We start from the raw sequence: 23772 nt of genomic DNA, 5'->3' as shown, positions 1-23772 counted from the left end.
CGCGCTTATGCGTGCTTGCGCGCTTACGCACATCTACGCGCGGCGGTAGCGCGTTGCATAGCGCTCGGACCACTGCCCCGCGACATCGAGCAGCACGCTGCACGCCCAATAGATCAGCGCGGTCGTGCCGAGTACCTCGACGTACGCGAAGGTGTCCGCGGTCAGCAGGTTGCTTTGATAGGTCAGTTCGGCAAGGCTCATCACCGAGAACACCGAGGTGTCCTTGAACATCATGATCGTCAGGCTGGTAGTAGCCGGCGCAAGGAAGCCGAAGATCTGCGGCAGCACCACATAGCGCTGCGTGTGCCATTCCGACAGGCCGAGCGAGCGCGCAGCCTGCAACTGTCCGCGAGGCAGGCTGTGCAGCGCCGCACGCAGGATTTCGCAGAAATAACCGCCGGTGTAGAACGCCGTCGCTGCCACGCCGATCGCAAACGCCGACATCGCGACGCCCAGCTTCGGCAAGCCAAAAAAACTCAGATATACGAGAATCAGAAACGGTACGTTGCGCACAACTTCGACATAGGCGGATGCCAGCGCGCGCACGGCCCGCGCCGGCGCGTCGCGGCAATAGGCGGCCACGGTGCCGGCTACGATGCCCGCCGGAATGCCGAGCACACACACGTGTGCAGTCACCGCAAGGCCCTTCAACAAAGGCCGCACTGAAGTTTCGACCACACTGAAATCAATGGCCATGGGGCAGCACCTTCGCCACGCGGCGTTCGAGCCGGCGCGACACCGACGATACGACGAACAGAATCGCAAAGTAGATCGCCGCAGTGATCGAAAACAGCTGCAGCGGCAAACTGGTTTGCAGCGTCGCATCGCGCGCGGCAGTGGCAAGGTCGTGCACCGCGATGATCGACATCAGTGAAGACGCCTTCAACAGCATCGTGAATTCGCTGGTGAGCGGCGGAATCGAGCGGTAAAACAGCTGAGGAAACACGATGTAGCGCCACACCTGCCAGCCGTTCATGCCAAGCGCGCGCGCCGCCGGTAACTGGCCGCGCCCGAGCGAGTTCAGCGCGCCGCGCAGGATCTCGGAGATATACGCGGCAGTGTTCAGCGCAAGCGCCAGAATGCCGGCCGGCAGCGGCGCAAGTGGAATGTTCAACACCGCCGGCAGCACGTAGTACGCAACCAGCATCTGGATCAACGCAGGCGTGCCGCGAATCAGGCTGACGTAGACGACCACGCATGCAGCCAGCGCGCGGCCGCCGAGTTGCCGCACAACCAGCAGCACCACACCGATCAGCGTGCCGAGCGCGAAGGCCGCGACGCTCGATACAACGGTTGTCGCGGCGCCTGTGGCAAAGTCGCGCACGAATGGCGCGCACGTCGCGAATATCGGGGCGAGCGCAGCCGGCATCGCGAGGCTCACGATCGTTCCTGTCGCTCTGGCTCGACGCCGCGCTTAAACCGCGCCTTCCGGCAAGTAACCGCTGGTCGGCAGATTCATCGTGTAGCCGAACCACTTCTTCTGCATCTGCGCGAGCTGGCCGTTTTGCGCCAGCTCGGTCAGCGACGTGTTGATAAAGCCGCGAATCTCCTTGTCCTGCGGATGCGCAACCCATGCCAGCATTTTCGGCTCGCCGATCTTGCCGATCACCCGGTACTGGCCCGGCTCGCGCTTCATCAGCACGGCCACGATGTTCGACGGCATGATGCCCACGTCGAGCGTCTTGTTTGCGAGCGCAACCATCACGTCCGGGTACGCCTGAAACAGCTTCATATCCGCGAAACCCGCGCCTTTCGTCTTGAGCTGCGTATCGAAGGTCTGCGCGATCGGCTGCGACGACGAGCCCATCTGCGTACCCACCACATGGCCGGCCAGATCGTCTGCCTTGCTGATGCGGTTCTCGCCCGAGCGCACGACCAGCACGGTATCGACCACGCCCACCGGCTCGGAGAACGCAAAGCGTTTCGCACGCTCCGGGTTGATGCCGACGCTGGTCGCGACGAAGTCGAACTTGTGCGTCATCAGGCCGGGCAGCAGGCCTTGAAACGGCAGATTGACCTGATTCAGCGTGACGCCGAGTTTGCCCGCCATGTACTCGAGAATGTCGTGGCCGTAGCCCACCACCTTGCCGTTCTCGACGAACTCGAACGGTTCGTAAGCCGCCTCGGTACCCACGGTCAGCTTGCCGCGCTGGCGGATTTCGGCGAGCGTGCCGCCCTCCGCGAACGCAACGGCGGGCACGGCAAGCGCGAGCGAGACGCCGCCCGCTACGGTCAGAAATTTGCGTCGGTCGAGCGAGATCATGGGGTTCCCCGAGGTCAAGGCCAGTCGTTGGTGAACTGAATGTAGGCAGACAAAAAAGTTTTGGAAAACCATTTTTTCGTTGCTATGGTTTCGGAAATCAAGACCTTTCGGAAGGTCGGCGACGGAGCCGCGCGATGAAGAAAATGGACCTGAACGAACGCGACCTGCGCTCGCTGCGTGTGTTCTGCGCCGCTGCGCAGGCCAGTGGTTTCGCCGCTGCCGAGCGCGTGCTGGCGATGTCGAAGGCATCGATCAGCCGGCATATCAACGAGGTCGAAACGCGTCTGGGCGTGAAGTTGTGCGAGCGCGGCCCTGGTGGGTTCCAGCTGACCGAAAGCGGCACGGTGGCGCTGCGCGTCGCGCTGCAGGCGCTCGAATCGCTCGAACGCATCAAGCCCGAAGTGGATGCGGTGCGCGGCGTATTGTCGGGGCCGCTGCTGCTCGGCACGTCCGAACATGTGATGACGCACGAAGGCTGCCACGTACCGAAAGCGCTGGCTGAACTACAGCGTGTCGCGCCACTGGTCCGGCCATCGCTTTCGGTCATGACGTTCAGCGATCTGGGCGCCGCGCTTGCGGAACGGCGCGTGCAGATCGCGATTCGCGGCGCCTACCGGCAGATGCGCACGTTCCGGCACTATCCGTTGTTCACGGAGACCCATCGCGTGTTTTATTGTCCGGCCGCGGCGGGAGAAATAAGCGCACTGCAGGACACGCGCACATTGCCGCTTGCATACCGGCCGCATCCGTTCGTCGAAGATGCGCTAGCGAATCACGGCTTCAAACAGGGGATGGACGTGAGCGGCCTCGAAGGCATCGCGATGATGGTCGCTACCGGCCGTTGCGTCGGTCTGCTGCCCGAGCACTACGCAGCGCGGCTCGCACCGCGCTACGAGTTCGCGGTGCTGCCGGATACACCGTCCTATGCGATGCCGTTTTGCGCGATTGTCGAGGAGGCCCGGCCGCTGACACGCAGTGCCGAGACGTTTCTCGACCTGCTGTTGAACGCGCATCGATAAGGCCTATGCGTCTGCGTCTGCGTACGCGTGCGCCGCCTCACTTTTCGGCTGTTACTGATCGACGACGAACCCATCGAAATGCGGCCGCATCGAAATCGGCTTCGACAGCGGCGGCCGGATTTTCTGCGCATCGGGCAGCAATGCCATGCCGAGGCCAGGGCCGTCCGGAATATCGACGAAGCCATTGTTCGGCAGCGGCACACGGTCGACGATATCGCTGCCCAAATGCTTGCCGGTCGATTCGAACACCCCCGCCTCGAATCCGGTCGCGTACTCCTGGATCGCGAAGTTCGGAATCGCGGCCGCCACCTGCAGGCATGCCGCGAGGCCGATCGGCGAAAGCGGATTGTGCGGCACGACCTGCACGTGATGCGCTTCGGCCAGTGCGGCGACTTTCTTCGCGCCGGTAATGCCGCCGCATACGGCCACGTCCACCCGCGCATATTCAACTGCATTGCGCGCGAGCAGCGCCTGGAATTCGTAGATCGTGCAGAAGCGTTCGCCGGTGGCGATCGGCACCTTGATGCGATCGGCGACGCGCGCCATCGCATCGGCGTTTTCCGGACGAATCGGGTCTTCGACGAACATCGGCGTGGTCGCTTCGATACCGTTCGTGAAAGTAATCGCTTCAGCGGGCGTCAGGCGCCGGTGCAGTTCGACCAGCAGGTCTACCCGTTGCCCGACTACCTCGCGCATCCGGTGCACGTTCTCGATCGCATCGCGCATCTTGCGGATGTGCGTCTTGAAGTAGACCTTGTCGTTGCCTTCGTCGAGAAACGGGTTGATGTGCCCGAACGCGTTGTAGCCCGCTTCCATCTTGCGCTGGCATTCTTCCAGCACCTTGTCGATCGAGCTCTCGTAGATGTGTCCGTAGATGCGCGCTTTCTTGCGTGCGGGGCCGCCGAGCAACTCGTAGATCGGCACGTTCAGCGCGCGGCCCTTGATATCCCACAGCGCGATGTCGATGGCGGAAATCGCCGCATTGATGGCGAGCCCCTGAAAATAGCTGAAGCGATGCATCACGTTCCAGTGATGCTCGATGTCGAACGCGCGCTTGCCGACCAGGTACTCGGCGAAGCGCCGGATCGCCGTGCCGGCGGCTTCTATATGCCCCCAGATGCCGGCCTCGCCGTAGCCGGTAATGCCTTCGTCGGTATCGATCCTGACGAACATGAACTGGCCGACGTGCAGCGGTTCGACTTGGGTGATTTTCATGCGTGCTCCTTGTGTGTCGATGCGGAAAATGGCGAATCGGTGAATGCGGGTGTCGACGCAATGTCAATGCGTGGCGTGCAGCGGATCGCGTGGGTCGGGCGCGGCGGCCTGCGCCGGTTCGGTTGCGCTCGCAGCGAAATCGCGGCCGCGCGTCTCGGGCCCGAGCAACACCGACACCGTGGTAATCAGGCCGAGCACGACCACGTACCACGCAACCAGATGCGGCGAACCGCCGCCGGCTGCGAGCAAGGCCACCGCGATCATCGGCGCGATGCCGCCGGAGATCGGCGAAGTCACTTCGCGCGCCAGCGAGAAACCCGTGTAGCGCACCCGCGCCGGGAACATTTCGGCAAGCCATGGGCTTTGCGCGGACGTCATCATCGTCTTGCCGACCGACGACACCAGAAAGAGCCCGGTATAAATCCAGAACAACTGGCCCGACTGCAGCATCGCGAAGAACGGGAAGATCGCGAGCCCGGAAATCAGTGCGCCGCCGATATACACGGGCCGGCGCCCGATCAGGTCAGACACCCAGCCGAACAGCGGCACCGTGATGAATTGCAGCGCGGTGCTGAACATCAGCGCGGTGACGATCGTGTCGCGCGCCATATGCAGTTGCTGCGTCACATAGACAATCACGAACGACTCGTAGATATACGCCAGCGAGTTGTCGCCAAGGCGCGCGCCCCACGCGCATAGCATCGGCCGCAGCGACGTGCTGAACACCTCCTTCAGCGGCGACTTCACCACGGCGTTCTTTTTGCGCAGTTCCTCGAACACCGGCGTTTCCTTCAGGCGGCTGCGCAGCACGAGGCCGAGCAGCACCACCACCGCGCTCAACAGGAACGGAATGCGCCAGCCCCACTCTTCGAAAGCGCCCTTCGAAAGCAGCGACGACAGATGGAAAGTGGCGAGCGACAGCAACAGGCCGAGTGCAACACCGGTGTAAGGCAGCGCGCCGTACAGGCCACGTCGGCGCGGCGGCGCATACTCGACCACCATCAGTACGGCCCCCGCGTACTCGGCACCGGAGCCCAGCCCCTGGAACGCACGCAGCACGCACAGCAGCACCGGCGCCCACACACCGGCCGACGCGTACGTGGGTAACGCCCCCATCAGCGTGGTCGACCCGCCCATCAGCAACAACGTGATGATCAGCACCGCCTTGCGCCCGATACGATCGCCGAGCCGGCCAAACAGCACACTGCCGCCGGGCCGCACGACAAAACCGATCGCGAAGCTCGCATAGGCGAGCAACGTGCCGGTCAAGTGATCGTAAGAAGGGAAAAACAGCTTGTTGAACAGTGTCGCGGCGGCGGTCGCATACAGGTAGTAGTCGTACCACTCGACTGCGGTGCCGACCATCGCGCTCAGAATCGCGTTGCGTACGGCACGCCTCACCTCGGGCGTGTCGTGGAATGCGTGTTCCAAATGTCACCTCGTCTGTGCGGACGCGCGACGCCGCGGCGTGCACGGGTGCGAAGCCCCGCCGCGCTGGCGTCGTGCGCTGTCTCTCTCCATTGGCCGCGGCTCGAGCGCCGCGGAACCAGGCTTGCGGTGCGCATCCGGTATGAGTGGGTGTTGGAAACGTTTCCCGGAAACGTTTCCGAACAATAGATGCTGTAGACTGCGATGTCAAGAACCCAGAGGAAGTCATGAGCAAGGACACGTCGGACGACACGCGCGCCCCCACCGGCATCAAGGCGGTGGCTGCGCTCGCGGGCGTCGGCATTGCATCGGTGTCGCGTGTGCTGTCGGGGCAGCCCGGCTCGAGCCCGCAATTGACGCAGCGCGTACTGGAGGCCGCACGCGAACTCGGCTACGCACCCAATGCGCTGGCGCAAGGACTGCGCCGCCGCGCCACGCGTTCGATCGGCTTTGTCGGCTCGGACATCACCAACCCGCTGATCGCATCGATCGTCAGCGGCGCGGAAAGTGTGCTGTCGGTTGCCGGGTTTTCGGTGCTGTTGACGAACTCCGGCGGCGTGCCGAGCGTCGACGCGGAGCGCATCGAGGTGCTGTTGCAGCGTCAGGTGGATGGACTGATCGTGCTGCCTGCGCTCGAAGACGATCCGGCTACGCTCGCGGCGCTGCGCGGTACGAAGGCACCGGTGGTGCTGATCGACCGGACCCTGCCCGCGGACGTTCGCGCGCATTACGTGCTGTCCGATCACGGCCGCGGCGTCGGCGATGCGGCGCGCTATCTGTTGACCGCCGGCCATCGCCGTATCGGCCTCGTCGCGGGCCGCGATGTGCGGCCGACGCGCGAACGGATTCGCGCGGTCGAAGGCGCGTACGACAGTCTCGGCCTTGCGCGCGAGCTGTGGGTACATCGTGGCACGCTGTCGCCGGAGCATGGCGAGGCTGCGCTCGATACGATGCTGGACGCCGCCGATGCGCCGACTGCGATCATTCTGGGCGGCAATCAGCTGCTGGAGGGTGCGCTTGCCGCCGTGCACCGGCGCGGCTTGCAGTTGGGCCGCGACCTGTCGCTGGTCTGTTGCGACGACGTGCCGCTAAGCCGCTTCCATCAACCGCCGATTGCTACCGTGATGCGCGATGCGACGCTGCTTGGCGAGCGCGCGGCGCAACTCCTGCTCGCGCAGATCGAAGCGCCCAGCGCGAGCGAGTCGGTCACGCTGCCAACGTGGTTTGAAGCGCGAGCCAGCTGCGCGCCGTTGCATGCTGCGCTGCGCCCGGGGCTGAACGATGCGCGGCGCAAGCGCGCGTCGCGCAAGGCGGATGCGACGCACGAGTGAGTGAGTAGCGAGCGACACGCGCCGCTCGCGCGCGCAGCGCGCGTAGCATGCGCCCGCCGCACGCCGCCGGCATGAACGATTGGCTGGCCGCTCACGCCGTCAACAAACCCCGCTTGCGCAACATCGGCGTGACCTGCGGATCGCGCCCGCGAAAGGCGCGAAATGCCGCGCGTTCTTCACGGCTGTCCCCTGCGCTATAGATATAGCGTCGCAGCTTGTCCGCGAGCACCGGATCGAACGCGTTGCCGTTTTCCTCGAACGCGTCGAACGCCTCGGCTTCGAGCACCTCGGCCCACATGTACACGTAGTAGCCGGCCGCATAGTACGAGCTGCTGAAAATATGCGAGAAATGCGGCAGACGGTGACGCATGCCGACTTCCGGCGGTACCCCAAGGCACTCGCGCTGCTCGGCTTCGAAGCGCTCGATGTCGATCTGCTGCGCGTTCTTCTGCTGATGCAATGCCATGTCGATCAGCGCCGACGATGTGTACGACACCGTCTCGAAGCCCTGGTTGAAGGTCTGCGACGCGCGAATCCGCTCGATCATCGCCGCCGGAATCGGCGCACCGGTTTCCACGTGGCGTGCATGCTGCGCCAGCACTTGCGGTACCGTCGCCCAGTTTTCCATCAGTTGCGACGGCAGCTCGACATAATCCTGCGGCACGTTGGTGCCTGCCAGCCGGCTATAGGTGACGTCGGACAGCATGCCGTGCATCGCATGGCCGAATTCGTGGAACAGCGTGCGCACGTCATCGAAGCTCAGCAGCGTCGGGCCATCGCTGCGCGCGAAGTTGTTGTTGTTGACGATGATCGGCTCGGCCGTGCCGCCGTTGCGCTTCTGTTTGCGGTAGCTATGCATCCACGCGCCACCCTGTTTGTGCGGCCGCGCATAGTTGTCGCCGAGAAACACGCCGACCCGCTTGCCGTCGCGCTGCACTTCCCACAGGCGCACATCCGGGTGATACAGCTCGATGCCGCGCTGCTCGACGAACTGCACGCCGAACAGCCGCCCCGCGCAATCGAACAACGCGGCGAGCATCGCATCGAGGCTGAAGTACGGTTTGACCTCGGCATCGTCGAGCGCGAAACGCGCGACACGTACCTTCTCGGCGAGGTAGTACCAGTCCCACGGCTCGATGTCGGTCGGCTCGCCCAGCGCGGCCGCCTGCTCGACCAGTGCCTGCCGCTCGCGCGCCGCGCTCGCCTTGGCCGGCTCCCACACTTCGCCGAGCAATTCATGCACGGCGGCAGCGCGACCCGCCATGCGGTCGGATAGCGCGTAATCGGCGAACGTGTCGTAGCCGAGCAGTTGCGCCTGCTGTTCGCGCAACGCGAGGATTTCGCGTGCTAGCGGCCGGTTGTCGCGCGCCGGCGTCTCGCCACGCGAGGTCCATGCGCGCCACGCGGTTTCGCGCAGATCGCGGCGCGTCGAGAAAGTCAGAAACGGCTGCACCAGCGAACGCGACAGCGTGATCACGTAGCCCTCTACGCCGCGTTCCTGTGCGGCGCCGCGCGCGGCCGCGCGCAGGAAGTCCGGCAAGCCGGCGAGGTCCGCTTCGGTTTTCAACGGCAGCCGATAGGCGGCTTCGTCGGCCAATACGTTTTGTGCGAAATTCGTCTGCAGTTCGGCAAGCCGCACCGCCAGCGCAGCGAAGCGCTCGCGCGCGGCGCCCTGCAGCGCGGCACCGGTGCGCACGAAATCGGTATGTAGACGCTGCAACAGCCGCTGCTGCTCTTCGTTCAGGTTCAGCGAAGTTGCATCGCGATGCAGCGCGTCGAGCCGCGCAAAGAAGGCCGCATGCATCGCAACCTTGCTGTCGTGAGCGGCAAGACGCGGCGCCATGTCGCGCTCCACCGCCTGCAACTCGGGCGGCGCTTCGGACGAACACAGATTTTCGAAGGTCAGCCGCACGCGCTCGAGTCGCGCGCCGGCGGCATCGAATGCGGCTGCCGTATTGGCGAAATCCGGCGCGGCCGGATCGGTTGCAAGCGCATCGATTTCGGCGAGGTGCTGTTCGCACAGCACCGCGAAAGCCGGTGCGAAATGTTCGGGACGGATCTGCGCAAACGGCGGCAATCCGTACGGGGTTTGCCAGTCCTGCAACAGCGGGTTGCTGCGGTCATCCATGTCGAGCCTCGGGAAGTCTGCCTTCGGAAAGGCGAGGAACTCACATGATATGACAACGTGCCGGTGCGCCGGCGCACGCGTGATAGCCGCCGGCGCAGGCGTTTTATGAAGCTCCGCTGTAGATCGGCCCTTGCCCGCCCGGCGCGAACGACGCGAAGCCATCCTGATGCGCATGACCTTGCGCTTGCGGGGTTGCATGCGGCAGCGGCGCGGCGGCCGGTTCGCGCAGTGTCACCGCGCTATCCGGCGTAATGGGTACGCTCGGCTTCGCCAGCAGTTCGGTTTTGCGCATCGAACCGGCCGACGTGCCGAAGTAATAACCGATGATGCTGATCCACGCCGTACCCAGCGCGCCGACCACCACGTTGACCAGATCGCGATTTGCTTCAGGCAACGCCTTCAGCGCCATCAGCAGCAAGATGCCGAAGAAGCCGGCCGTCACCGACATCGCCAGCACCTTCGGCACCCAGTCCCTGTTCGCGATGCCCATCGCGCGTGCATCGGCGCGGTCGCCCGCTTCGATGCGTGCCAGGTCGGTCTCGTAGGAGAGGCGCGCCTGTGCGGCGGTCACCATCAGCTGCTGCAGTTGCAGCGCATTCGCACTTTCCGCCTGGCGCACCTTGTCGAGTGCCGCGGGGTCGTTCAGCGCGGTCTCGATCGCAGCCGGATCGTTCGGCGTATTCAGTGCGTGCGACAGGATCGCCGCGGCGGCCGTCACGCCGAGCCCGACCGGCCCGCCCACCAGACCAGCCAGCAACGGTGCCGTGCTGCCGATCGTCGATGCCACTTTCGACCAGTCCATCATGCTGCTCCCAAAAGAAGGTTGGCTGCCATGCGTTCGGTCCAGCCGCGGCTGAAACTCGGCCATGCATGCAGGTTTTTCAGGTAGCGCAGCCGGTATGCGACGAAACGCATCACGAACTTCGCCGGTTCGGCACTTTTCACGGCCTCGATCGTCAGTGGGCCGAACTTGCCATCGGGTTCAGCACCGGCTGCCTTCTGCATCCACAGCACGACCAGCCCGCCGTTGTAGTTCGCATCGAAAATCTGGAACGCGACACGCGGATCGAATTCGTCGAGATGCAACGGATTCCAGTACCGTTCGCGTGCAATCTGCTTCGCGGTTTCCAGCGGCAGGTCCTTCATTGCGCCGGTGTAGCCGCAGCTGCGTGCCACGCGCGCCGTGACGCCCCACATCGTCTCGCCGCCGGGATCGGCTGGATGGAACGAATATCCGCCCTCGCTGCCGATCAGCGCCTTGAATGCATCGTCGAAACTGTCCATCGAAGGTCTCCTGTTCATGCTTTGCACACCAGGCTGCTGTTGGCTAATTGGCAACCTGTGAGTGCAACATCGCATTGATCATGCCAATAGCCGCGCTAACCGTGTGGCAACGGTTGCGCGTAGACGTAGAGATTCGCGGGCGGGAAAAGCGTTGTTGCGCAACCAACATTCGGCGCAATCTGGTTGGCTGCGCAACGACAGATATCGGCAGTCTCGGCCGAGATGGCGTCGCCGCTGCCTGACGCCGATGCCGTGTCGACTGCAAGCGAGAGTGTTGAAAACACCTCGAGAGAATTTATAAGGCCTGAGTGACAGGCCACAAGCCAGGCTGCTTCACGACGCCCTATCGCAGCGCACGAAGGTGCCAAGCTTGTCGTCGTCGTAATACTCGAGCGTCACACGATCGCTCAGAAAGCTCGCTTTCGAGATCGTGCCGGGTTCGGCATTCTCGTTACGCAGCGTGAACGTGAATACGTCGCCGTCCCAATGCGTCAGCGGCAGCACCAGCGGCTTTGCACCGAGTGTCAGCGTCAGCGCGCCCTCGCGTTCGCTCACCTTCAGTGGGCCGTAGTAGTCGTTGCAATAGGTACCTGTGTAGGCGGCCCGCGCACGGGCCGGCAGCGGCGCCACCGGACGCGCCACGCCGACCAGCGAGCCCTTCGGCTTCGACATCGCGAGGAACGCCTGCTGGTACAGCTTCGCCCAGTCGCGCTGCAACGAACCGAACTGCACCAGATCGAAGAACTGCGCGGTGAGTGTCTCCGGAATGCCGAGCGGCATGCCGTTGGTCAGCGCGACGATTGCAAGACCCGTGGATGGCACCACCACGAAGTTGGTGCCCGCGCCGAGCGCAAAAGCGCCGGAATGACTGTACGTCGCGCGCCCGGTCGCGCTCACGCCGACATTGAAACCGTAGCCGTAGTAGCTTGCTGCACGCCCATCGCCGGGCGGTGCGGACTGCACCTGCGCGCTGACCGCCGCGACCAGCGCGTCGGCATCCGCGACGCGCCGGCCATCGAATACGCCCACGCCCAGCATCATCGCGAGCCACCTGGCCAGGTCGTTGACCGACGAACTGACGCCGCCCGCCGGCGTCTGCGCGTCGGGGCGCGTGCCCGGACCCGGCACCCAGCGGTTGCCCTGCTTTACGTGGCCCAATGCACGATTGGTACGCGCCGCGAAATCCGCATAGCGCGAGCTGGTGCTCGTCATACCGAGCGGTTTGTACAGCGCGCGTTCCGAAAGCGTTGCCCAGTCGACGCCGGCTGCCGCCGCGACCGATTCCGCCGCCGCGGTCACGCCAAAGTTCGTGTAGAAATACGAGCCGCGAAATGGCGCGAGCGGTAAATAACGCAGCCGCCGCAAGATCTCGGTCTGGCCGTAACCCATGTCCTCGAGTTCGTCGCCGGCGTGATCGGGTAGGCCCGAGCGATGCGCGTACAGATCGCCGATGGTCACCGCCGCGCTCACGTTCGCATTGGCCAACGCGAACCACGACAGATGCGCGCGCACTTTCGTGTCCCAACCGACAGCGCCGGTGCCGATCTGATGCGCAATCACCGACGCGCCGATCGGCTTCGACAGCGACGCAAGCTGGAATACCGTATCGGCATCCACCGGCAGAGCAGAGCCGGTCTCCCGTATGCCGAAGCCTTTTGCGTAGACGGTCTGCGTGCCGTGCACCACCGCGACCGCCATGCCGGGCACGCCCGAACTCGCCATCAGGTCGGCGGCGAGCTTGTCGAGCTGCGCAAGCGCATGCTCGATCTGCGCAGCGGGCAGCGGCGCGTGCTCGCCGGCGAGCGGCGCGGCGCCATGGGCTGGACTGCTAGCCGCGCTACCGGTCGGACTACCCGCCGCGCAGTCACAGGCGCCGTGCGCGGCCAACGGCGCAAACAGGCTGGCGCCCAGCAGACGCCGGCGATTTTCGAAGCGGCTCATCGTGCATCTCCAGGCATGGGTGCGGCGACAGCGCACCACGACCACGGCAGGTTCGCGCGACCGGACCCGGCTGCGCATGCGCGGCGATTCTCGCAACGCAATCCGCATAGTCTCGCGAGGCTGTGTTGGCATCGATAGTACGTTGCCGCGCGTAGCACAGCAAAGAGTCCGCGATGATGCGACGCGCGCACGCGCATCCGTCATGCGAACCGGGGCAGGATCAATTAGCGAGGCGGTACGTCAGCAAGCGTGTCGTACGGTGGAATCCCGCATGCAGATAGACCGGGAAACCGGCCGGCGATGCATGCAGCGCCGCACGCGTCAAACCCGTGGCCTTGCACACGTGCTGCAACGCATGGTGCACGGTGGCAAGGCCATACCCTTTGCGCTGCGCTTGCACGAGTCCTCTCGTAACCGCATGGACGGACTGATGGCCGTGGGCAGCATCGTGTCATGCCGGCTGGACCGACGGCACGCGCCGGGTTCTTCGGTGTACTGGCAAGCCGCCGCGGACATCACGGGTCTGCCGGCTACGCAAGCTGTGCTGCGCAAGACCTGCCGAAGAGAACGCGTCAAGGCGTGCTTTATTCCGCGGCGGCTTTCACTTCGTTAGCTTGCGATCCACGACAGCGGTTCGATGTCGATCTCTAACAGATCAGATAGTCGAAGTGCACGGATGCTGGCTGCGTAGTGCGGGCGAAGCATCGCACCTTGCAGCGAAGTATTTCAACGCAGCCAGTGCACACCACCGATCGCCCAGCGCCCTTCGACAGAGGTTTCTCACGGCTCGTCCGCACCCGCATTCTTCTTTATCGCTCAAGGCGTTAGCGCATTCAAAAATACCGCTCTGCACAACCTGGCGGCGACACTATCGCACACAGCACGCTGATAAAAATCGCACGAAAGCGGCGGAATAATCTTCAGCGGATAGGCGTTGAGCAAGGGACGATTGCGACGGCACGCATCGAATGCAAATTCGAGCACATGGTTCCACAAGATCCGTGTCCCCCCGCCCCCCTTGATTCGCAAAAGTTGATCCGTCGCGCATCGCAGTTGCGCGTCTTTATCGTTAAACATCACCTCCCATCTTTCTTTATTAGCGAGACTCACAAAAAATGAAGCTCAAGAAAAATGTAGTACTTCTCAGCGTGCTGATGTGTGCGGCTTCGGCAGCATTGACCGCTTGCGGCGGCGACGATAACAACAACAACAGCGGCAGCAACACTCCGCCGCCGACAGGCCAGTTCCGCGCGACGGTGCTGACCTCCGACGGCAGCGTGACGGCCGCGAACATCGACGCGAACCTGCAGAACGCATGGGGCCTCGCGGAAAGCAAGACGAGCACGATCTGGAATTCGGACAACGGCACGAAGAAGTCGTCGCTGCATGACGGCAACGGTGTGACGCAAACGCTGGTGGTCGACATTCCGCCGAACGCCGCAAACGCGCCGGCTGGCCCGACGGGCATGGTGAACAACCCGAGCACGACGGACTTCGTGATCACGGCGACCCTGAACGGAAAGACTGTATCTGCACCTGCCGTGTTCATGTGGGCTACCGACGCTGGCACGATCGCCGGCTGGGCGCCGACCGTGCTGCCGGCCACGGCCGTCAACGAGCATGACGACAGCGCCAATGGAGCGGTCTACAAGGGCCTGACGGTTGCGAGCAACAACGGCGCGAACTTCCTGTACGCGGCCGACTTCCACAACAAGACGGTCAACGTGTTTAACAACACGTTCACCAAGGTCCAGCTCGCAGGCAGCTTCACCGACCCGAATCTGCCGGCAGGCTTCTCGCCGTTCGGCATTCAGGCAATCGGCACCTCGATCTTCGTTGCCTACGCTGAGCTCGGCCCGGACGGCAAGACTCAGGTGAAGGGTGCAGGCCTTGGCCTCGTCGACCAGTTCGACACCGCAGGTAACTTCGTCAAGCGCCTGGTATCGAACGGTGGCGTGCTGAACGCACCGTGGGGCATGGTGATGGCGCCGGCGAACTTCGGCGCGGCGAGCAACCAGCTGTTGATCGGTAACTTCGGCGACGGCGCGCTCAATATGTTCAACCCGACCACCGGCGCGCTGGAAGGCCCGCTGCTGCAGACCAACGGCCAGCCGTTCGTGCAGTCCGGTCTGTGGGGTCTGCTGTTCGGTAACGACACGAACAACCAGCCGTCGAACACGCTGTTCTATTCGGCTGGCCCGACGCCGACGACCGGTGTATTCGGCCGTATCGACCTGATGCCCTGATCGATCTGGATGCTCACGTAGTTGCTCTGATAGTCAGCCGCATTGATGTAGTTTGACTGGCAGGTCGCTTCGGCCGCGCGTTGCGCGGCCGAAGCGTTTTTACAAGGTGGACCGCCGATGCGTCATTGGCGCTCCGTGATCGGCCCATCGACGTCGATCCGGCCGACTGCGCCCGCGGGTCCGCGAACCGTCAGCGGGCCACGTACCTCGAAGTCGCCGCGCACGGTCAGCGGACCACGCACGGTCAACGGACCGTAGAAGTTGTTGTCGCCATTGACGCGATCCGGTGTCGAATCGTCCGGCGGCAGTTGCGATACATGAGTAGCGGTCAGCGGCCCATGCACCGACAGATTGCCGCGCACGGTCAGCGGACCTTCGACGGTGACAGGCCCGCGCACGAGCGCCGAACCCTTCAGTTCCAGCGGACCGGTCGTGACCGGTTCCGCACGGGCGACATGCATCGCGACGATGGTGCACATCGCGACGCACGCGAGCGCGCAGCGCAACGACCGTGGTACACGGGCAAACGGAAGATTCACCAGCGCCTCCCTTGCGGTAAGACCGTGTCCTCGCGGACCGGCCTGTCTGTGTGATGTCACGGTTCAGTCTAATGGACCGGCAGGCACTGACACACTCCGCTACCCGGGCTTTGCTCGCAGACAGTGCGTTATTTCCGCGCGGCGTACCGGGCTATCGCTTAACGCGCAAATGCATCGCGCAGCGCGATGCCGAATTCTTCGAGGGTATTGATCGCGACGTTCCAGCTATGCCAGTAAAGCTCGATGCTAAAGAAACGCTCGGGCGCGAAGCAAACGAGTTCGCCATTGTCGATATGCGGTGTGGCCACATGCACCGGCAACACGCCCCAACCCATACCGTGCAGACACGCGCGCAGCAGCCCCGACACATTGGGGATCGTATGCACGGGCGGCTCGATCGACGCGTGCGTGATACTGCGCGTAAAACGCTGCGCAAGCGACGACACGCCGCTCAGATCGATGCGCGGCGCGACCGCGAGCGCATCGCGATCGACACCAGCGGCAAAGAAGCGCTGCGCGAACGATAGCGCGCAGACCGGCACATAGTCCATGCGCCCGAGATGGATCGCGTGGCAACCGCTGATTGGTTCGGCTTGCGACGTCACCGCGCCCTGCACGCTGCCTTCGCGAATCCGCTGCATGGTGTGCTCCGCGTCGTCGACCACAATGTCGAGCAGGATGCGGCGCGCTCGGCACACATCGGCGACCGCGTCGATAAACCACGTTCCTACGCTGTCGTAGTTGACCGCCACGCGCAGCGGCAGCCACGGCGCGTCGCTGTCCTCGTCGCGGGCCGGCAGTGGAAATGCCTCGTTCAGTTCGACTTCGAGAAAGCGCACGCGCTCGACGTGCCGGCACAGCAGCGCACCGGACGTGGTCGGCACGCATGGCTGGCCGCGCACGATCAACAGGCTGCCGGTGCGCTCCTCGAGCAGTTTGACACGCTGCGACACCGCCGAGGGCGTCACCTTCAGTTCGCGCGCCGCGGCCTCGAACGAACCGTAGCGCGCCACTGCCAGCAGGGACATCAGATGGTCGTAGTTCAGCATGCGTCGAACCGGGTGTTATTGAACGGGCCGAGACGCCCCGTCCTCGTCAAACCATGATATCGATCGAGCGCGGCCGGTGTTGCGAAGCCGAGCCGCCGGACTGCGCTCCTGTTCCTGCTGCCATTGCGGTTGCCGTTCCCGGCTGCTGCATTTGCGCCTGCTGCTCCGCCTGCAGATTCTGATTGACCTTCTCGGTCAGCTCCTTCTTCATCAGTTCGCGGACTTTTTCCTCGACTTTGGCGCGCTCTTCAGGCGGCATCTGTGCCAGCTGCTCCTTGGTGATGCCCAGTTGCGCGAGAATCTCGCTGTTCATCGCATCCGCGATGTTGCCGCTGCCGAAATCCTGCAGTTGGGACAACAGGTCCTGAAACGAAGGTCCATCGTTACGGCTGTTGCCGGCTGCTCCCGTGGCAGACGCAGCCGCGTTGGCGGACATTGACGTGGTATCGCTAACTTGCATGACTGTGGGCTCCTGTGACGTGGTCTTCGAACGAAGCAAAGCGCAGCGCGATGCTGCTCCAGTTTCCAGCATAGCGGCCGAAGGTACGGTTCGATCGATGAATAAGACGGAAAACTTGCCCTTACTTTTTCCTTTCCCACCCGGTCCGTGGACCTGATCCAGCTTTAACCCGTTACCGCAAGCTGGAAGGCCTTTGGCGTCACGCCGGTGTATTGCTTGAACACCCGTGTGAAATGCGCCTGATCCGCATAGCCCGCTTCGCTTGCCACCAGCACTGGCGTTGCACCGACGCTCAGGCGCCGTTGCGCATAGCGAATCCGCACCTGTTGCTGATACGCGTGCGGAGAAAGCCCGGTGCTGCGCACGAACGCGCGCAACAGCGTAAACGGCATGACCCCTTGTGCGGCGGCCAGTGCGTGCAGCGTGAGCTTGGCGCCGAGTTCCGCGTGCAACTGCTCTTTCACCGCGCGGATCACGCGTGGCTCGACGTGCGGCGAGGCCAGTTTCGCCGGACCCGCCGCATGCAGCGCAACGAGCCGGCCAATCGCGGCAGCAAGCGTTTCGCTGCGTTTGAACGGGTCGTCGTTCACTTCCGAACACCAGCTGATGCCATACAGCCATTGCGCCAACGTCGCATCGCGCAGCACCGGCGCGGCGACGTCAAAGCGCGAGCGCACCGGCAACCCCGTCGACTCCGTATAAGCCGCCAGGTCGGCGGCGAAGAAATGCGCGACGCGCATTTTCCAGCTTCCCGATGGCCCCGCGCGACCCGCATGAACGGTATCCGCATCGATCGTCACGATGTCGCCGCGGCGCAGCATCTGCTCGTGCCCAGCGACGTTCACGATCAGACTGCCGCTCGTAATCAGCGCAACGCAATGCGTATCGTGAGCATGCGACGGATAGCGATGCTTGACGAAGCGGCCTTTGAGCATGACCGCGTCGAGCACGTCGGGCGCGCGCCATACCTTGCTGCTGCCGCGGGAAAGATTCGACGCGTGGGCCATCTGGGAGATCTGACAGGTGCATGCAGCATGCGCAGTAGCGCACATGATAGGCGAAAACGGCGCGCGCCGGCCTTCACTGCATCAAGTCGAACGCGCTGACCAGTTTGCGCAGCGCCTTGTTTTCTCCCACCACGCCGATAGCCAGATACGCGAGGTCCGCGGTTGCGACGGTTCTGAGCGCATCGCGAAACGCGCTGTAGTCTTTCGTCTGCTGGCCTTGCACCGGAAAATCGACCACGTCGAAGGCGTTGGTCAGCGCATCGGCGCGTAACCGCGACAAATCTGCCGCCGAAGCCTTCAACACTGAAATGCCGAACGGAATCAGGCCGGGATGCGCGACACCGTCTGCATCGACGAGCGGCGCACCGACCAGTTGAGGATGCTGCGCGCCGAGCGTCAGCGCCACAACTGCCGCAGCGTTACACGCTTTGCCGGGCGGCAGCGTCTCATTGATGACGATCACGCAGCGCGGCACGAGCGGGGTTGGATTTGGCGTGGCGGGTGAATACCCCGCTTGCGCGTTTGGACTCGGCGTCAAAGGTGAATGGCCTGCTTGCACGGAATAGCGCTCCCTGGTTGCGGATTCTGGCGAACGCACCGCACGCGGCGCGCCCGTTCTTCGCAAAGCGTAAAGAAGCGCGTTCCGTTTGTATTGAAGAATCTTGCACCGGCCGTCAGCCGTCCATGCCCGAGCCGGCCCGCCATGGTCGATATTCAGCGCGACCTGTTCTACGACTATTGACAGGTTCGTCAAAAATCTCGGCGGGAAGCAGTTTTCAAGTAACGCGCGGCCCATTCACGGCGCGCCACACGCTATTCCGGAAAATTCCACTCGCAACCGGCCGCATCGCCCACTCTGAGCTGGCCTCCCTGCCCCGCAACCACGATCGCGTTCTGTCCGAACGTGAGGCCGCCATCCACGCGCGGGTCGGCACGCCACACTGCGAGCGTATCCAGCGGCTCGTGCGGCCACGCAGGGTCAGGTGTGCCGCGCACCTGATCGACGGTTGTGATCGGACAGCGCGCGCAGGGTTTGACCAGACGCAACACCACGTCGCCACGCTCGCCCAGCACCACGGTATCGACATAGTCTTCGTCGAAGGCGTCGAGGTCGCCGGCCAGCACGATGTTGGGTCGAAAGCGGTTCATCGGTACCGCGCTTGCGCCTTTGTCTGCGAGGCGACGGTTCACCTCGTCAAGTGAAGACTGGTTCGTGACAAGCAGCGGAAAGCCATCGGCGAATTGCACCGGTGTTTCGATATCGCCGGTCCATTTCCGGCTGGCATGGCGCACCGGGTCGTGGTCGAAGCGCACCAGCCGCACCGGCGTTGCGAGCGCATGCGAAAACCAGCGCGCGGCGGCGTCGCCTTCGTCGAGTGCGCGGAAGCTGTCCTTCCATACCGTCACGCTTACCGCTCGCGCCTGTGCCGGCGCGACGAGCGGCAACGTCAGCGTCGCAGATAGCGACGGCGCCGATAGTTCAAGCGCGTCGGCCGACAGCGCAGTGCGGATCGTCGCCATCGACGGATGTTCGCGTTGCGAAACGAACCGGCCGTCGGCGTCGATCACCATCCAGTGGCGATCCCATCGGAGTCCGTGCGGCACGACGTCAACCGCTTGCAGCGCAATGCCTGCACAGGATTTGACCGGATAAATGTGTAGCGCGCTGATGAAAGGCATGGTGGATGCGCAAGCGTAGGGTTCGAGAAAGGATTCTTACGCGCCGAAAATCAGCTCGCAACTTCGAGCTTCACCGGATGTCACAGCGCGTTTGCCCTGCACGCCGGAGCTACGTGCCGGTGCGCTCGAAGGCGATGCATCCGATGTATCCGTCCTGCAGCGTCAGCCAACGATAGACAAAGCCGCACACAGCCGCCAGCGGACTATCGCTGGCAATCGACGCAGGCAACCCGCCGTCCGCACCCGACAGATCGACCGTGAGGTCCGGCATATAGTCGCCGATGCCCGTTCCGACTCCCTTGACCAACGCCTCCTTGGCGGTCCATATGCGCAAAAATGCCTGCGAGCGTAACGATGGCTGCATCTGTTGCAGCCACTGAAGTTCCCGTTCCGAACACACGAGCCTGGCGGGGCCGGTCCAATCGAATGCATCGTCGAACCTTTCGACGTCGACGCCGACGTGCCGCACAGCGGAAATCGCAATCAGCACACACGCGCCCGAATGCGTGACATTGAAGGACACCTGCGGGTAGTCGCTCAGATGAGGTTTGCCGTGCTGCCCGGCAGCGAAGTGCAACGAGTCAGGCCGCAGGTTCAGATGAGCGCCGAGCAGACCGCGCAGCGCGTGGCGCGCCGTGACGAAGCGGTCGCGATCTGCAGGCTGCCGGTACTGCTCCGCCCGCTGCCGCTCCGCCGGCGCCAGGCCATGCGTCAGCGCGGTTTGCCCGGCGGCACCGTCAGGCACCACGATCTGCCACACGGCAACGTCGTCGGGCCATCTGCTGGCAGACGGCAGCAACATTGCCGGCACCATCAACGATGACGGCGTACGCGCGGATTCAGATGACGACTCCATCAATCGAACTTCCCAAATGAGAACGGTTTTCAATTGTGCCAGAGATTGAGCAACATGAACGCCTCGCTCAAGCCGCCGATGTGATGCCTGTGAATTCGCTGTCGCCGTCCGCCATCGAAGCTCCGTCGCACAGCGAAGCGCAAGCAGCACGCTCGCAGCAATCGCAAGATGCGATCCGCCTGCTGCTGTCGCGCCGTTCGCACCGGCCACTAGCCACTAGCCACTAGCCACTAGCCACTAGCCACTAGCCGAGCCTGCACCGAATGCCGGGAACTCGCCCAGATCTCGATGTGGCGCGCTGCCCACACCCGGCGTGTAACAACGGCGTTGCCCGTCGCCTCTCGCGACATATGCGCACAGGTGCTTTCGATGTGAGCTTTTGTTGGTTTCCTCCACCCGCCGCCGTCGCCTACAGTGCACGACCGGGGTTAATCGATAAAGAGGGATACCATGCCGCACCGTTGGCGCACATCGTTCGCACAGACAATCAAATCAGCCCTGTTCGCGGCAAGCGCAGCACTGGCCTTGATGAGCGCAGCACCGGCCGGCGCACTCGCCGCCGGCCCAGCCGCACCGCCGGAACTGAAACTCGACTACGCGTACTATTCGCCGGAAAGCCTCGTGATCCGCCGCAAAGGCTGGCTCGAAGACGAGTTCGCGCCCGACCATACGAAGATCGACTGGGTGCTCAGTCTCGGCAGCAATCGCGCGCTCGAGTACCTGAATAGCGGTGCGATCGACATCGGCTCGACCGCGGGTCTGGCCGCCGTATTGGGTAAGGCGAACGGCAATCCGATCCGGACCGTCTATATCTTCTCGCGCCCCGAGTGGACCGCACTGGTGGTGCGCAAGGACTCGCCGCTCAAGACAGTGGCAGACCTGAAGGGCAAAAAGATCGCCGCAACCAAAGGCACCGATCCGTATCTGTTCACGCTGCGCGCGCTGCATACCGCAGGGCTATCGCGCGACGACGTGGAGATCGTCAACCTGCAGCATCCCGATGGACGCACCGCGCTCGTCAACGGCCAGGTCGACGCATGGGCCGGCCTCGATCCACACATGGCCGCCGCGCAGATCGACAACGGCGCACGGCTGCTCTACCGCAATGTCGATTTCAACACGTGGGGCTTTCTGAACGCACGCGAGGATTTCATCAAGCAATACCCGGATACGCTCGCGCGCGTGCTGAAGGTCTATGAAAAGGCTCGCCAATGGATCGCCGCCCATCCGGACGAGGCCGCGCAGATCCTTGCGGACGATTCGAAAGTGTCGCTCGCAGTTGCGAAGCTGCAGCTAAGCCGCTCCGACTTCAGCAAACCGCAACCCGGCGCGCAGCAAATCGCTGCGTTGAAAGCGGCCGCACCGATTCTTGTGCAGGAGCAACTGGTGAAGCCAGGCACGGATCTTAACCATGTAATCGATGCGCTGGTCGACGTGCAGATTGCGCAGCCGGTAATCGCGTCGACAGGTTCGAAATAACAGGCCTGATGCGATGGCGGCCGAAGACTCGCTGAGCGACACGTTCAGGTTCGACACTCACGGCGCGGCCCGGACGCCTGCGCGGGCGGAGCCACGCGACAACAGTGCGACGCTTGCGGTACCCGCGAGCGCGCCTGCCATTGCGCCTGCCGTGGGTCACGCGCAAACACCGCCGGCGCTTCAAAGCGCTTCTCGACATCTGCCGCGCTGGCGCATCGCCGGCCTGCTGCTGCCGTTCGCGCTGCTCGCGCTGATCGAATTGCTGGTACGCACCGGTGTGCTACCGGAGCATCTGGTGCCGGCGCCAACCACCATCGCAGCAACCCTGCTTCAGCTTGGCGTGGGCAGCCTGTTGCGGCATGTCGGTGCAAGTACGCTGCGGGTCTTCGCGGGTTTCGGCTGCGGCGCGGCACTTGCTGTGCTGATAGGCGCAGCCATGGGACTCAGCCGCCGCCTCGACGCGCTGCTCGATCCGAGCTTCCAGGCGCTGCGTGCGATTCCATCGCTGGCGTGGGTGCCGATCCTGCTGTTGTGGATGGGCATCGACGAAGCGCCGAAGATCGCGCTGGTCGCCATCGGCGCATTCTTTCCTGTACACCTGGCCGTGGTAGCCGGCATTCGCGACGTGGACCGCAAACTGATCGAACTCGGCGATGTGTACCGCCTGAGCCGCGCCGCGTCGTTCCGGCGCATCCTGTTACCCGCGTCGCTGCCGCAGATTTTCACCGGCTTGCGCACCGGCCTCAGCCTCGCGTGGATGTTCATGGTCGCAGCCGAACTGATTGCCGCCACCCGCGGCCTCGGCTATCTGCTGAGCGACGGCCGCGAAACCGGCCGCCCCGACATCGTATTCGGCGCGATCCTGCTGCTTGCGTTGCTCGGCAAGCTGACCGACGGAGCGATGAAATTCGCCGAAACGCGCGTGCTGGCGTGGCGCGATACCTTCGATTCAACGGACGGACGATGAGCACCACGACTGCGCTGCTCGACGTCACGGTCGACACCAAACGCTTCGGCACACGCGTGCTGCTCGAGAACGCGACGCTTGACGTCGCGCATGGAGAGATCGTCAGCCTCGTCGGCCCGAGCGGCTGCGGCAAGAGCACGCTGCTGCGCATCGTCGCCGGGCTCGATCGAGATTACACAGGCACGGTCGCGCTCGAAGGCGTGGTGCAGCGTGGCCCTTCGCCGCAACTCGGCGTGATCTTTCAGGAACCGCGTCTGCTGCCATGGCTCAGCGTTGCCGATAACATTTCGTTTCCCGCACGCGCGCGCGGCGCTGCCGGCGAGCGCGTCGAACGCTTGCTGGAAGAAACCGGGCTTGCGGACATCGGCCGCCTGTGGCCGAAACATCTGTCGGGCGGCATGGCGCAGCGCGTCGCGCTGGCGCGCGGGCTCTTCACGCAACCGCGTCTGCTGCTGCTCGACGAACCGTTCAGCGCGGTCGACGAAATCACACGAATGCGCCTGCAGGACCTGCTGCTCGACATTACGCACACGCACCGGATGGCCGCGCTGATCGTCACACACGATCTGGACGAAGCGCTGTTTCTGTCCGATCGCGTGTTGCTGATGGCTGCGGCGAATCAGCAGCGTCCGGCGCACATCGCACGCGAGTTCACGCTCGACGCGCGCGCACAGCAGCCGCGCACGCGCGGCGACCCGCGCGATGCGGCGCTGCGCGCCGAGTTGTTCGCGAGCCTCGCAGCGCTGGTGCCGGCCTGACGCGGCGGCCGCGCAATCGAGCTAAGGCGGGTCGTGGCCGACATAATGCTTGGACAGTGCGTTGATGCTGATCACCTGCGGCTCCCAGATCGGCTTGGGAGACGCGCTCCCCGACGCGAAAA

At 63.9% G+C, this 23772-nt stretch carries 23 protein-coding genes; 7 read left to right on the top strand and 16 right to left on the bottom strand.

Going from position 1 to position 23772, the window contains the following annotated elements; genetic code table 11:
- Window positions 1-33: 33 nt before the first annotated feature.
- From ACYVNQ_RS12590 to ACYVNQ_RS12580, 3 genes are read right to left on the bottom strand one after another with little or no spacing between them, the layout of a single operon-like run.
- Window positions 34-696, bottom strand: a complete 663-nt coding sequence (locus ACYVNQ_RS12590) for an amino acid ABC transporter permease (protein ID WP_460902829.1) — start codon at window positions 694-696, stop codon at window positions 34-36.
- On the bottom strand, window positions 686-1369 hold the full coding sequence (locus ACYVNQ_RS12585; protein ID WP_460903568.1) for an amino acid ABC transporter permease: 684 nt from the start codon (window positions 1367-1369) through the stop codon (window positions 686-688). Before ACYVNQ_RS12585 ends, ACYVNQ_RS12590 begins: the two co-directional genes overlap by 11 nt.
- A 45-nt stretch (window positions 1370-1414) precedes the next feature.
- Window positions 1415-2263 (bottom strand): transporter substrate-binding domain-containing protein, encoded by an 849-nt coding sequence (locus ACYVNQ_RS12580; RefSeq protein ID WP_460902828.1) that lies wholly within the window; start codon window positions 2261-2263, stop codon window positions 1415-1417.
- 134 nt (window positions 2264-2397) lie between these two features.
- Here ACYVNQ_RS12580 and ACYVNQ_RS12575 point away from each other — a divergent pair, with 134 nt between their 5' ends.
- Window positions 2398-3282 carry a LysR family transcriptional regulator gene (locus tag ACYVNQ_RS12575; RefSeq protein ID WP_460902827.1) on the top strand — a complete coding sequence of 295 codons (885 nt, stop codon included), beginning with the start codon at window positions 2398-2400 and terminating at the stop codon, window positions 3280-3282.
- 51 nt (window positions 3283-3333) lie between these two features.
- Here the strand turns inward: ACYVNQ_RS12575 and ACYVNQ_RS12570 are convergent, their stop codons facing one another.
- Entirely contained in the window at window positions 3334-4497 is a 1164-nt protein-coding gene (locus ACYVNQ_RS12570; RefSeq protein ID WP_460902826.1) for a mandelate racemase/muconate lactonizing enzyme family protein, read from the bottom strand.
- Between the two features lie 63 nt (window positions 4498-4560).
- Complete coding sequence (locus ACYVNQ_RS12565) at window positions 4561-5928, bottom strand: MFS transporter (protein WP_460902825.1); 1368 nt, start codon at window positions 5926-5928, stop codon at window positions 4561-4563.
- Window positions 5929-6152: 224 nt separating this feature from the next.
- Here ACYVNQ_RS12565 and ACYVNQ_RS12560 point away from each other — a divergent pair, with 224 nt between their 5' ends.
- Window positions 6153-7256, top strand: coding sequence for a LacI family DNA-binding transcriptional regulator (locus tag ACYVNQ_RS12560; protein ID WP_460902824.1), 1104 nt, complete (start codon window positions 6153-6155; stop codon window positions 7254-7256).
- Window positions 7257-7347: 91 nt separating this feature from the next.
- Here the strand turns inward: ACYVNQ_RS12560 and ACYVNQ_RS12555 are convergent, their stop codons facing one another.
- The 4 genes from ACYVNQ_RS12555 to ACYVNQ_RS12540 form a co-directional block, all read right to left on the bottom strand.
- Window positions 7348-9384 (bottom strand): M3 family metallopeptidase, encoded by a 2037-nt coding sequence (locus tag ACYVNQ_RS12555; RefSeq protein WP_460902823.1) that lies wholly within the window; start codon window positions 9382-9384, stop codon window positions 7348-7350.
- A 103-nt stretch (window positions 9385-9487) separates the two neighbouring features.
- The gene (locus tag ACYVNQ_RS12550; RefSeq protein ID WP_460902822.1) at window positions 9488-10186 is read right to left on the bottom strand and encodes a hypothetical protein; all 699 of its coding nucleotides are present in this window, start codon (window positions 10184-10186) and stop codon (window positions 9488-9490) included.
- Window positions 10186-10668 (bottom strand): glycoside hydrolase family 108 protein, encoded by a 483-nt coding sequence (locus ACYVNQ_RS12545; protein WP_460902821.1) that lies wholly within the window; start codon window positions 10666-10668, stop codon window positions 10186-10188. Before ACYVNQ_RS12545 ends, ACYVNQ_RS12550 begins: the two co-directional genes overlap by 1 nt.
- Before the next feature lie 333 nt (window positions 10669-11001).
- Window positions 11002-12609, bottom strand: a complete 1608-nt coding sequence (locus ACYVNQ_RS12540) for a serine hydrolase (RefSeq protein WP_460902820.1) — start codon at window positions 12607-12609, stop codon at window positions 11002-11004.
- A gap of 271 nt (window positions 12610-12880) precedes the next feature.
- On the opposite strand from ACYVNQ_RS12540, the gene ACYVNQ_RS12535 reads away from it, so the two are divergent.
- Together ACYVNQ_RS12535 and ACYVNQ_RS12530 are read left to right on the top strand one after the other, a co-directional pair.
- A complete protein-coding gene (locus ACYVNQ_RS12535) occupies window positions 12881-13222 on the top strand; it encodes a hypothetical protein (RefSeq protein WP_460902819.1) in 342 nt (113 codons plus the stop codon).
- 502 nt (window positions 13223-13724) lie between these two features.
- Window positions 13725-14855: a TIGR03118 family protein gene (locus ACYVNQ_RS12530; RefSeq protein WP_460902818.1), complete on the top strand. Its 1131-nt coding sequence runs from the start codon at window positions 13725-13727 to the stop codon at window positions 14853-14855.
- A 122-nt stretch (window positions 14856-14977) separates the two neighbouring features.
- On the opposite strand, the gene ACYVNQ_RS12525 is transcribed toward ACYVNQ_RS12530, so the two are convergent.
- From ACYVNQ_RS12525 to ACYVNQ_RS12495, 7 genes are all read right to left on the bottom strand, one after another.
- Window positions 14978-15394, bottom strand: a complete 417-nt coding sequence (locus tag ACYVNQ_RS12525) for a hypothetical protein (RefSeq protein ID WP_460902817.1) — start codon at window positions 15392-15394, stop codon at window positions 14978-14980.
- 158 nt (window positions 15395-15552) lie between these two features.
- A complete protein-coding gene (locus ACYVNQ_RS12520) occupies window positions 15553-16443 on the bottom strand; it encodes a LysR family transcriptional regulator ArgP (protein ID WP_460902816.1) in 891 nt (296 codons plus the stop codon).
- A 46-nt stretch (window positions 16444-16489) separates the two neighbouring features.
- The gene (locus ACYVNQ_RS12515) at window positions 16490-16903 is read right to left on the bottom strand and encodes a hypothetical protein (RefSeq protein WP_460902815.1); all 414 of its coding nucleotides are present in this window, start codon (window positions 16901-16903) and stop codon (window positions 16490-16492) included.
- 164 nt (window positions 16904-17067) lie between these two features.
- Window positions 17068-17910, bottom strand: coding sequence for an AraC family transcriptional regulator (locus tag ACYVNQ_RS12510; protein WP_460902814.1), 843 nt, complete (start codon window positions 17908-17910; stop codon window positions 17068-17070).
- A gap of 73 nt (window positions 17911-17983) precedes the next feature.
- Window positions 17984-18373: a DUF2000 domain-containing protein gene (locus tag ACYVNQ_RS12505; protein ID WP_460902813.1), complete on the bottom strand. Its 390-nt coding sequence runs from the start codon at window positions 18371-18373 to the stop codon at window positions 17984-17986.
- A gap of 350 nt (window positions 18374-18723) precedes the next feature.
- Entirely contained in the window at window positions 18724-19590 is an 867-nt protein-coding gene (locus ACYVNQ_RS12500; RefSeq protein ID WP_460902812.1) for an MOSC domain-containing protein, read from the bottom strand.
- 109 nt (window positions 19591-19699) lie between these two features.
- Window positions 19700-20446, bottom strand: coding sequence for a 4'-phosphopantetheinyl transferase family protein (locus ACYVNQ_RS12495; RefSeq protein WP_460902811.1), 747 nt, complete (start codon window positions 20444-20446; stop codon window positions 19700-19702).
- A 528-nt stretch (window positions 20447-20974) separates the two neighbouring features.
- Between ACYVNQ_RS12495 and ACYVNQ_RS12490 the strand changes: the two genes are divergently transcribed.
- The 3 genes from ACYVNQ_RS12490 to ACYVNQ_RS12480 are packed head-to-tail and all read left to right on the top strand — an operon-like array spanning window position 20975 to window position 23650.
- Window positions 20975-21925: an aliphatic sulfonate ABC transporter substrate-binding protein gene (locus ACYVNQ_RS12490; protein ID WP_460902810.1), complete on the top strand. Its 951-nt coding sequence runs from the start codon at window positions 20975-20977 to the stop codon at window positions 21923-21925.
- Window positions 21926-21938: 13 nt separating this feature from the next.
- Window positions 21939-22892, top strand: coding sequence for an ABC transporter permease (locus tag ACYVNQ_RS12485; RefSeq protein WP_460902809.1), 954 nt, complete (start codon window positions 21939-21941; stop codon window positions 22890-22892).
- Window positions 22889-23650, top strand: a complete 762-nt coding sequence (locus ACYVNQ_RS12480; protein WP_460902808.1) for an ABC transporter ATP-binding protein — start codon at window positions 22889-22891, stop codon at window positions 23648-23650. The genes ACYVNQ_RS12485 and ACYVNQ_RS12480 overlap by 4 nt, the downstream gene beginning before the upstream one ends.
- Window positions 23651-23772 lie beyond the last annotated feature (122 nt).

This window comes from Paraburkholderia jirisanensis, from assembly GCF_054782355.1.
This window is presented reverse-complemented; position numbering and strand designations above follow the sequence as displayed.

Bases quoted from the DNA above. Each gene is read 5' to 3' on its own strand.
- ACYVNQ_RS12590 (WP_460902829.1), bottom strand. From the start codon at position 696: ATGGCCATTGATTTCAGTGTGGTCGAAACTTCAGTGCGGCCTTTGTTG.
- ACYVNQ_RS12585 (WP_460903568.1), bottom strand. From the start codon at position 1,369: ATGCCGGCTGCGCTCGCCCCGATATTCGCGACGTGCGCGCCATTCGTG.
- ACYVNQ_RS12580 (WP_460902828.1), bottom strand. From the start codon at position 2,263: ATGATCTCGCTCGACCGACGCAAATTTCTGACCGTAGCGGGCGGCGTC.
- ACYVNQ_RS12575 (WP_460902827.1), top strand. From the start codon at position 2,398: ATGAAGAAAATGGACCTGAACGAACGCGACCTGCGCTCGCTGCGTGTG.
- ACYVNQ_RS12570 (WP_460902826.1), bottom strand. From the start codon at position 4,497: ATGAAAATCACCCAAGTCGAACCGCTGCACGTCGGCCAGTTCATGTTC.
- ACYVNQ_RS12560 (WP_460902824.1), top strand. From the start codon at position 6,153: ATGAGCAAGGACACGTCGGACGACACGCGCGCCCCCACCGGCATCAAG.
- ACYVNQ_RS12555 (WP_460902823.1), bottom strand. From the start codon at position 9,384: ATGGATGACCGCAGCAACCCGCTGTTGCAGGACTGGCAAACCCCGTAC.
- ACYVNQ_RS12550 (WP_460902822.1), bottom strand. From the start codon at position 10,186: ATGGACTGGTCGAAAGTGGCATCGACGATCGGCAGCACGGCACCGTTG.
- ACYVNQ_RS12545 (WP_460902821.1), bottom strand. From the start codon at position 10,668: ATGGACAGTTTCGACGATGCATTCAAGGCGCTGATCGGCAGCGAGGGC.
- ACYVNQ_RS12540 (WP_460902820.1), bottom strand. From the start codon at position 12,609: ATGAGCCGCTTCGAAAATCGCCGGCGTCTGCTGGGCGCCAGCCTGTTT.
- ACYVNQ_RS12535 (WP_460902819.1), top strand. From the start codon at position 12,881: ATGCAGATAGACCGGGAAACCGGCCGGCGATGCATGCAGCGCCGCACG.
- ACYVNQ_RS12530 (WP_460902818.1), top strand. From the start codon at position 13,725: ATGAAGCTCAAGAAAAATGTAGTACTTCTCAGCGTGCTGATGTGTGCG.
- ACYVNQ_RS12520 (WP_460902816.1), bottom strand. From the start codon at position 16,443: ATGCTGAACTACGACCATCTGATGTCCCTGCTGGCAGTGGCGCGCTAC.
- ACYVNQ_RS12515 (WP_460902815.1), bottom strand. From the start codon at position 16,903: ATGCAAGTTAGCGATACCACGTCAATGTCCGCCAACGCGGCTGCGTCT.
- ACYVNQ_RS12510 (WP_460902814.1), bottom strand. From the start codon at position 17,910: ATGGCCCACGCGTCGAATCTTTCCCGCGGCAGCAGCAAGGTATGGCGC.
- ACYVNQ_RS12500 (WP_460902812.1), bottom strand. From the start codon at position 19,590: ATGCCTTTCATCAGCGCGCTACACATTTATCCGGTCAAATCCTGTGCA.
- ACYVNQ_RS12495 (WP_460902811.1), bottom strand. From the start codon at position 20,446: ATGGAGTCGTCATCTGAATCCGCGCGTACGCCGTCATCGTTGATGGTG.
- ACYVNQ_RS12490 (WP_460902810.1), top strand. From the start codon at position 20,975: ATGAGCGCAGCACCGGCCGGCGCACTCGCCGCCGGCCCAGCCGCACCG.
- ACYVNQ_RS12485 (WP_460902809.1), top strand. From the start codon at position 21,939: ATGGCGGCCGAAGACTCGCTGAGCGACACGTTCAGGTTCGACACTCAC.
- ACYVNQ_RS12480 (WP_460902808.1), top strand. From the start codon at position 22,889: ATGAGCACCACGACTGCGCTGCTCGACGTCACGGTCGACACCAAACGC.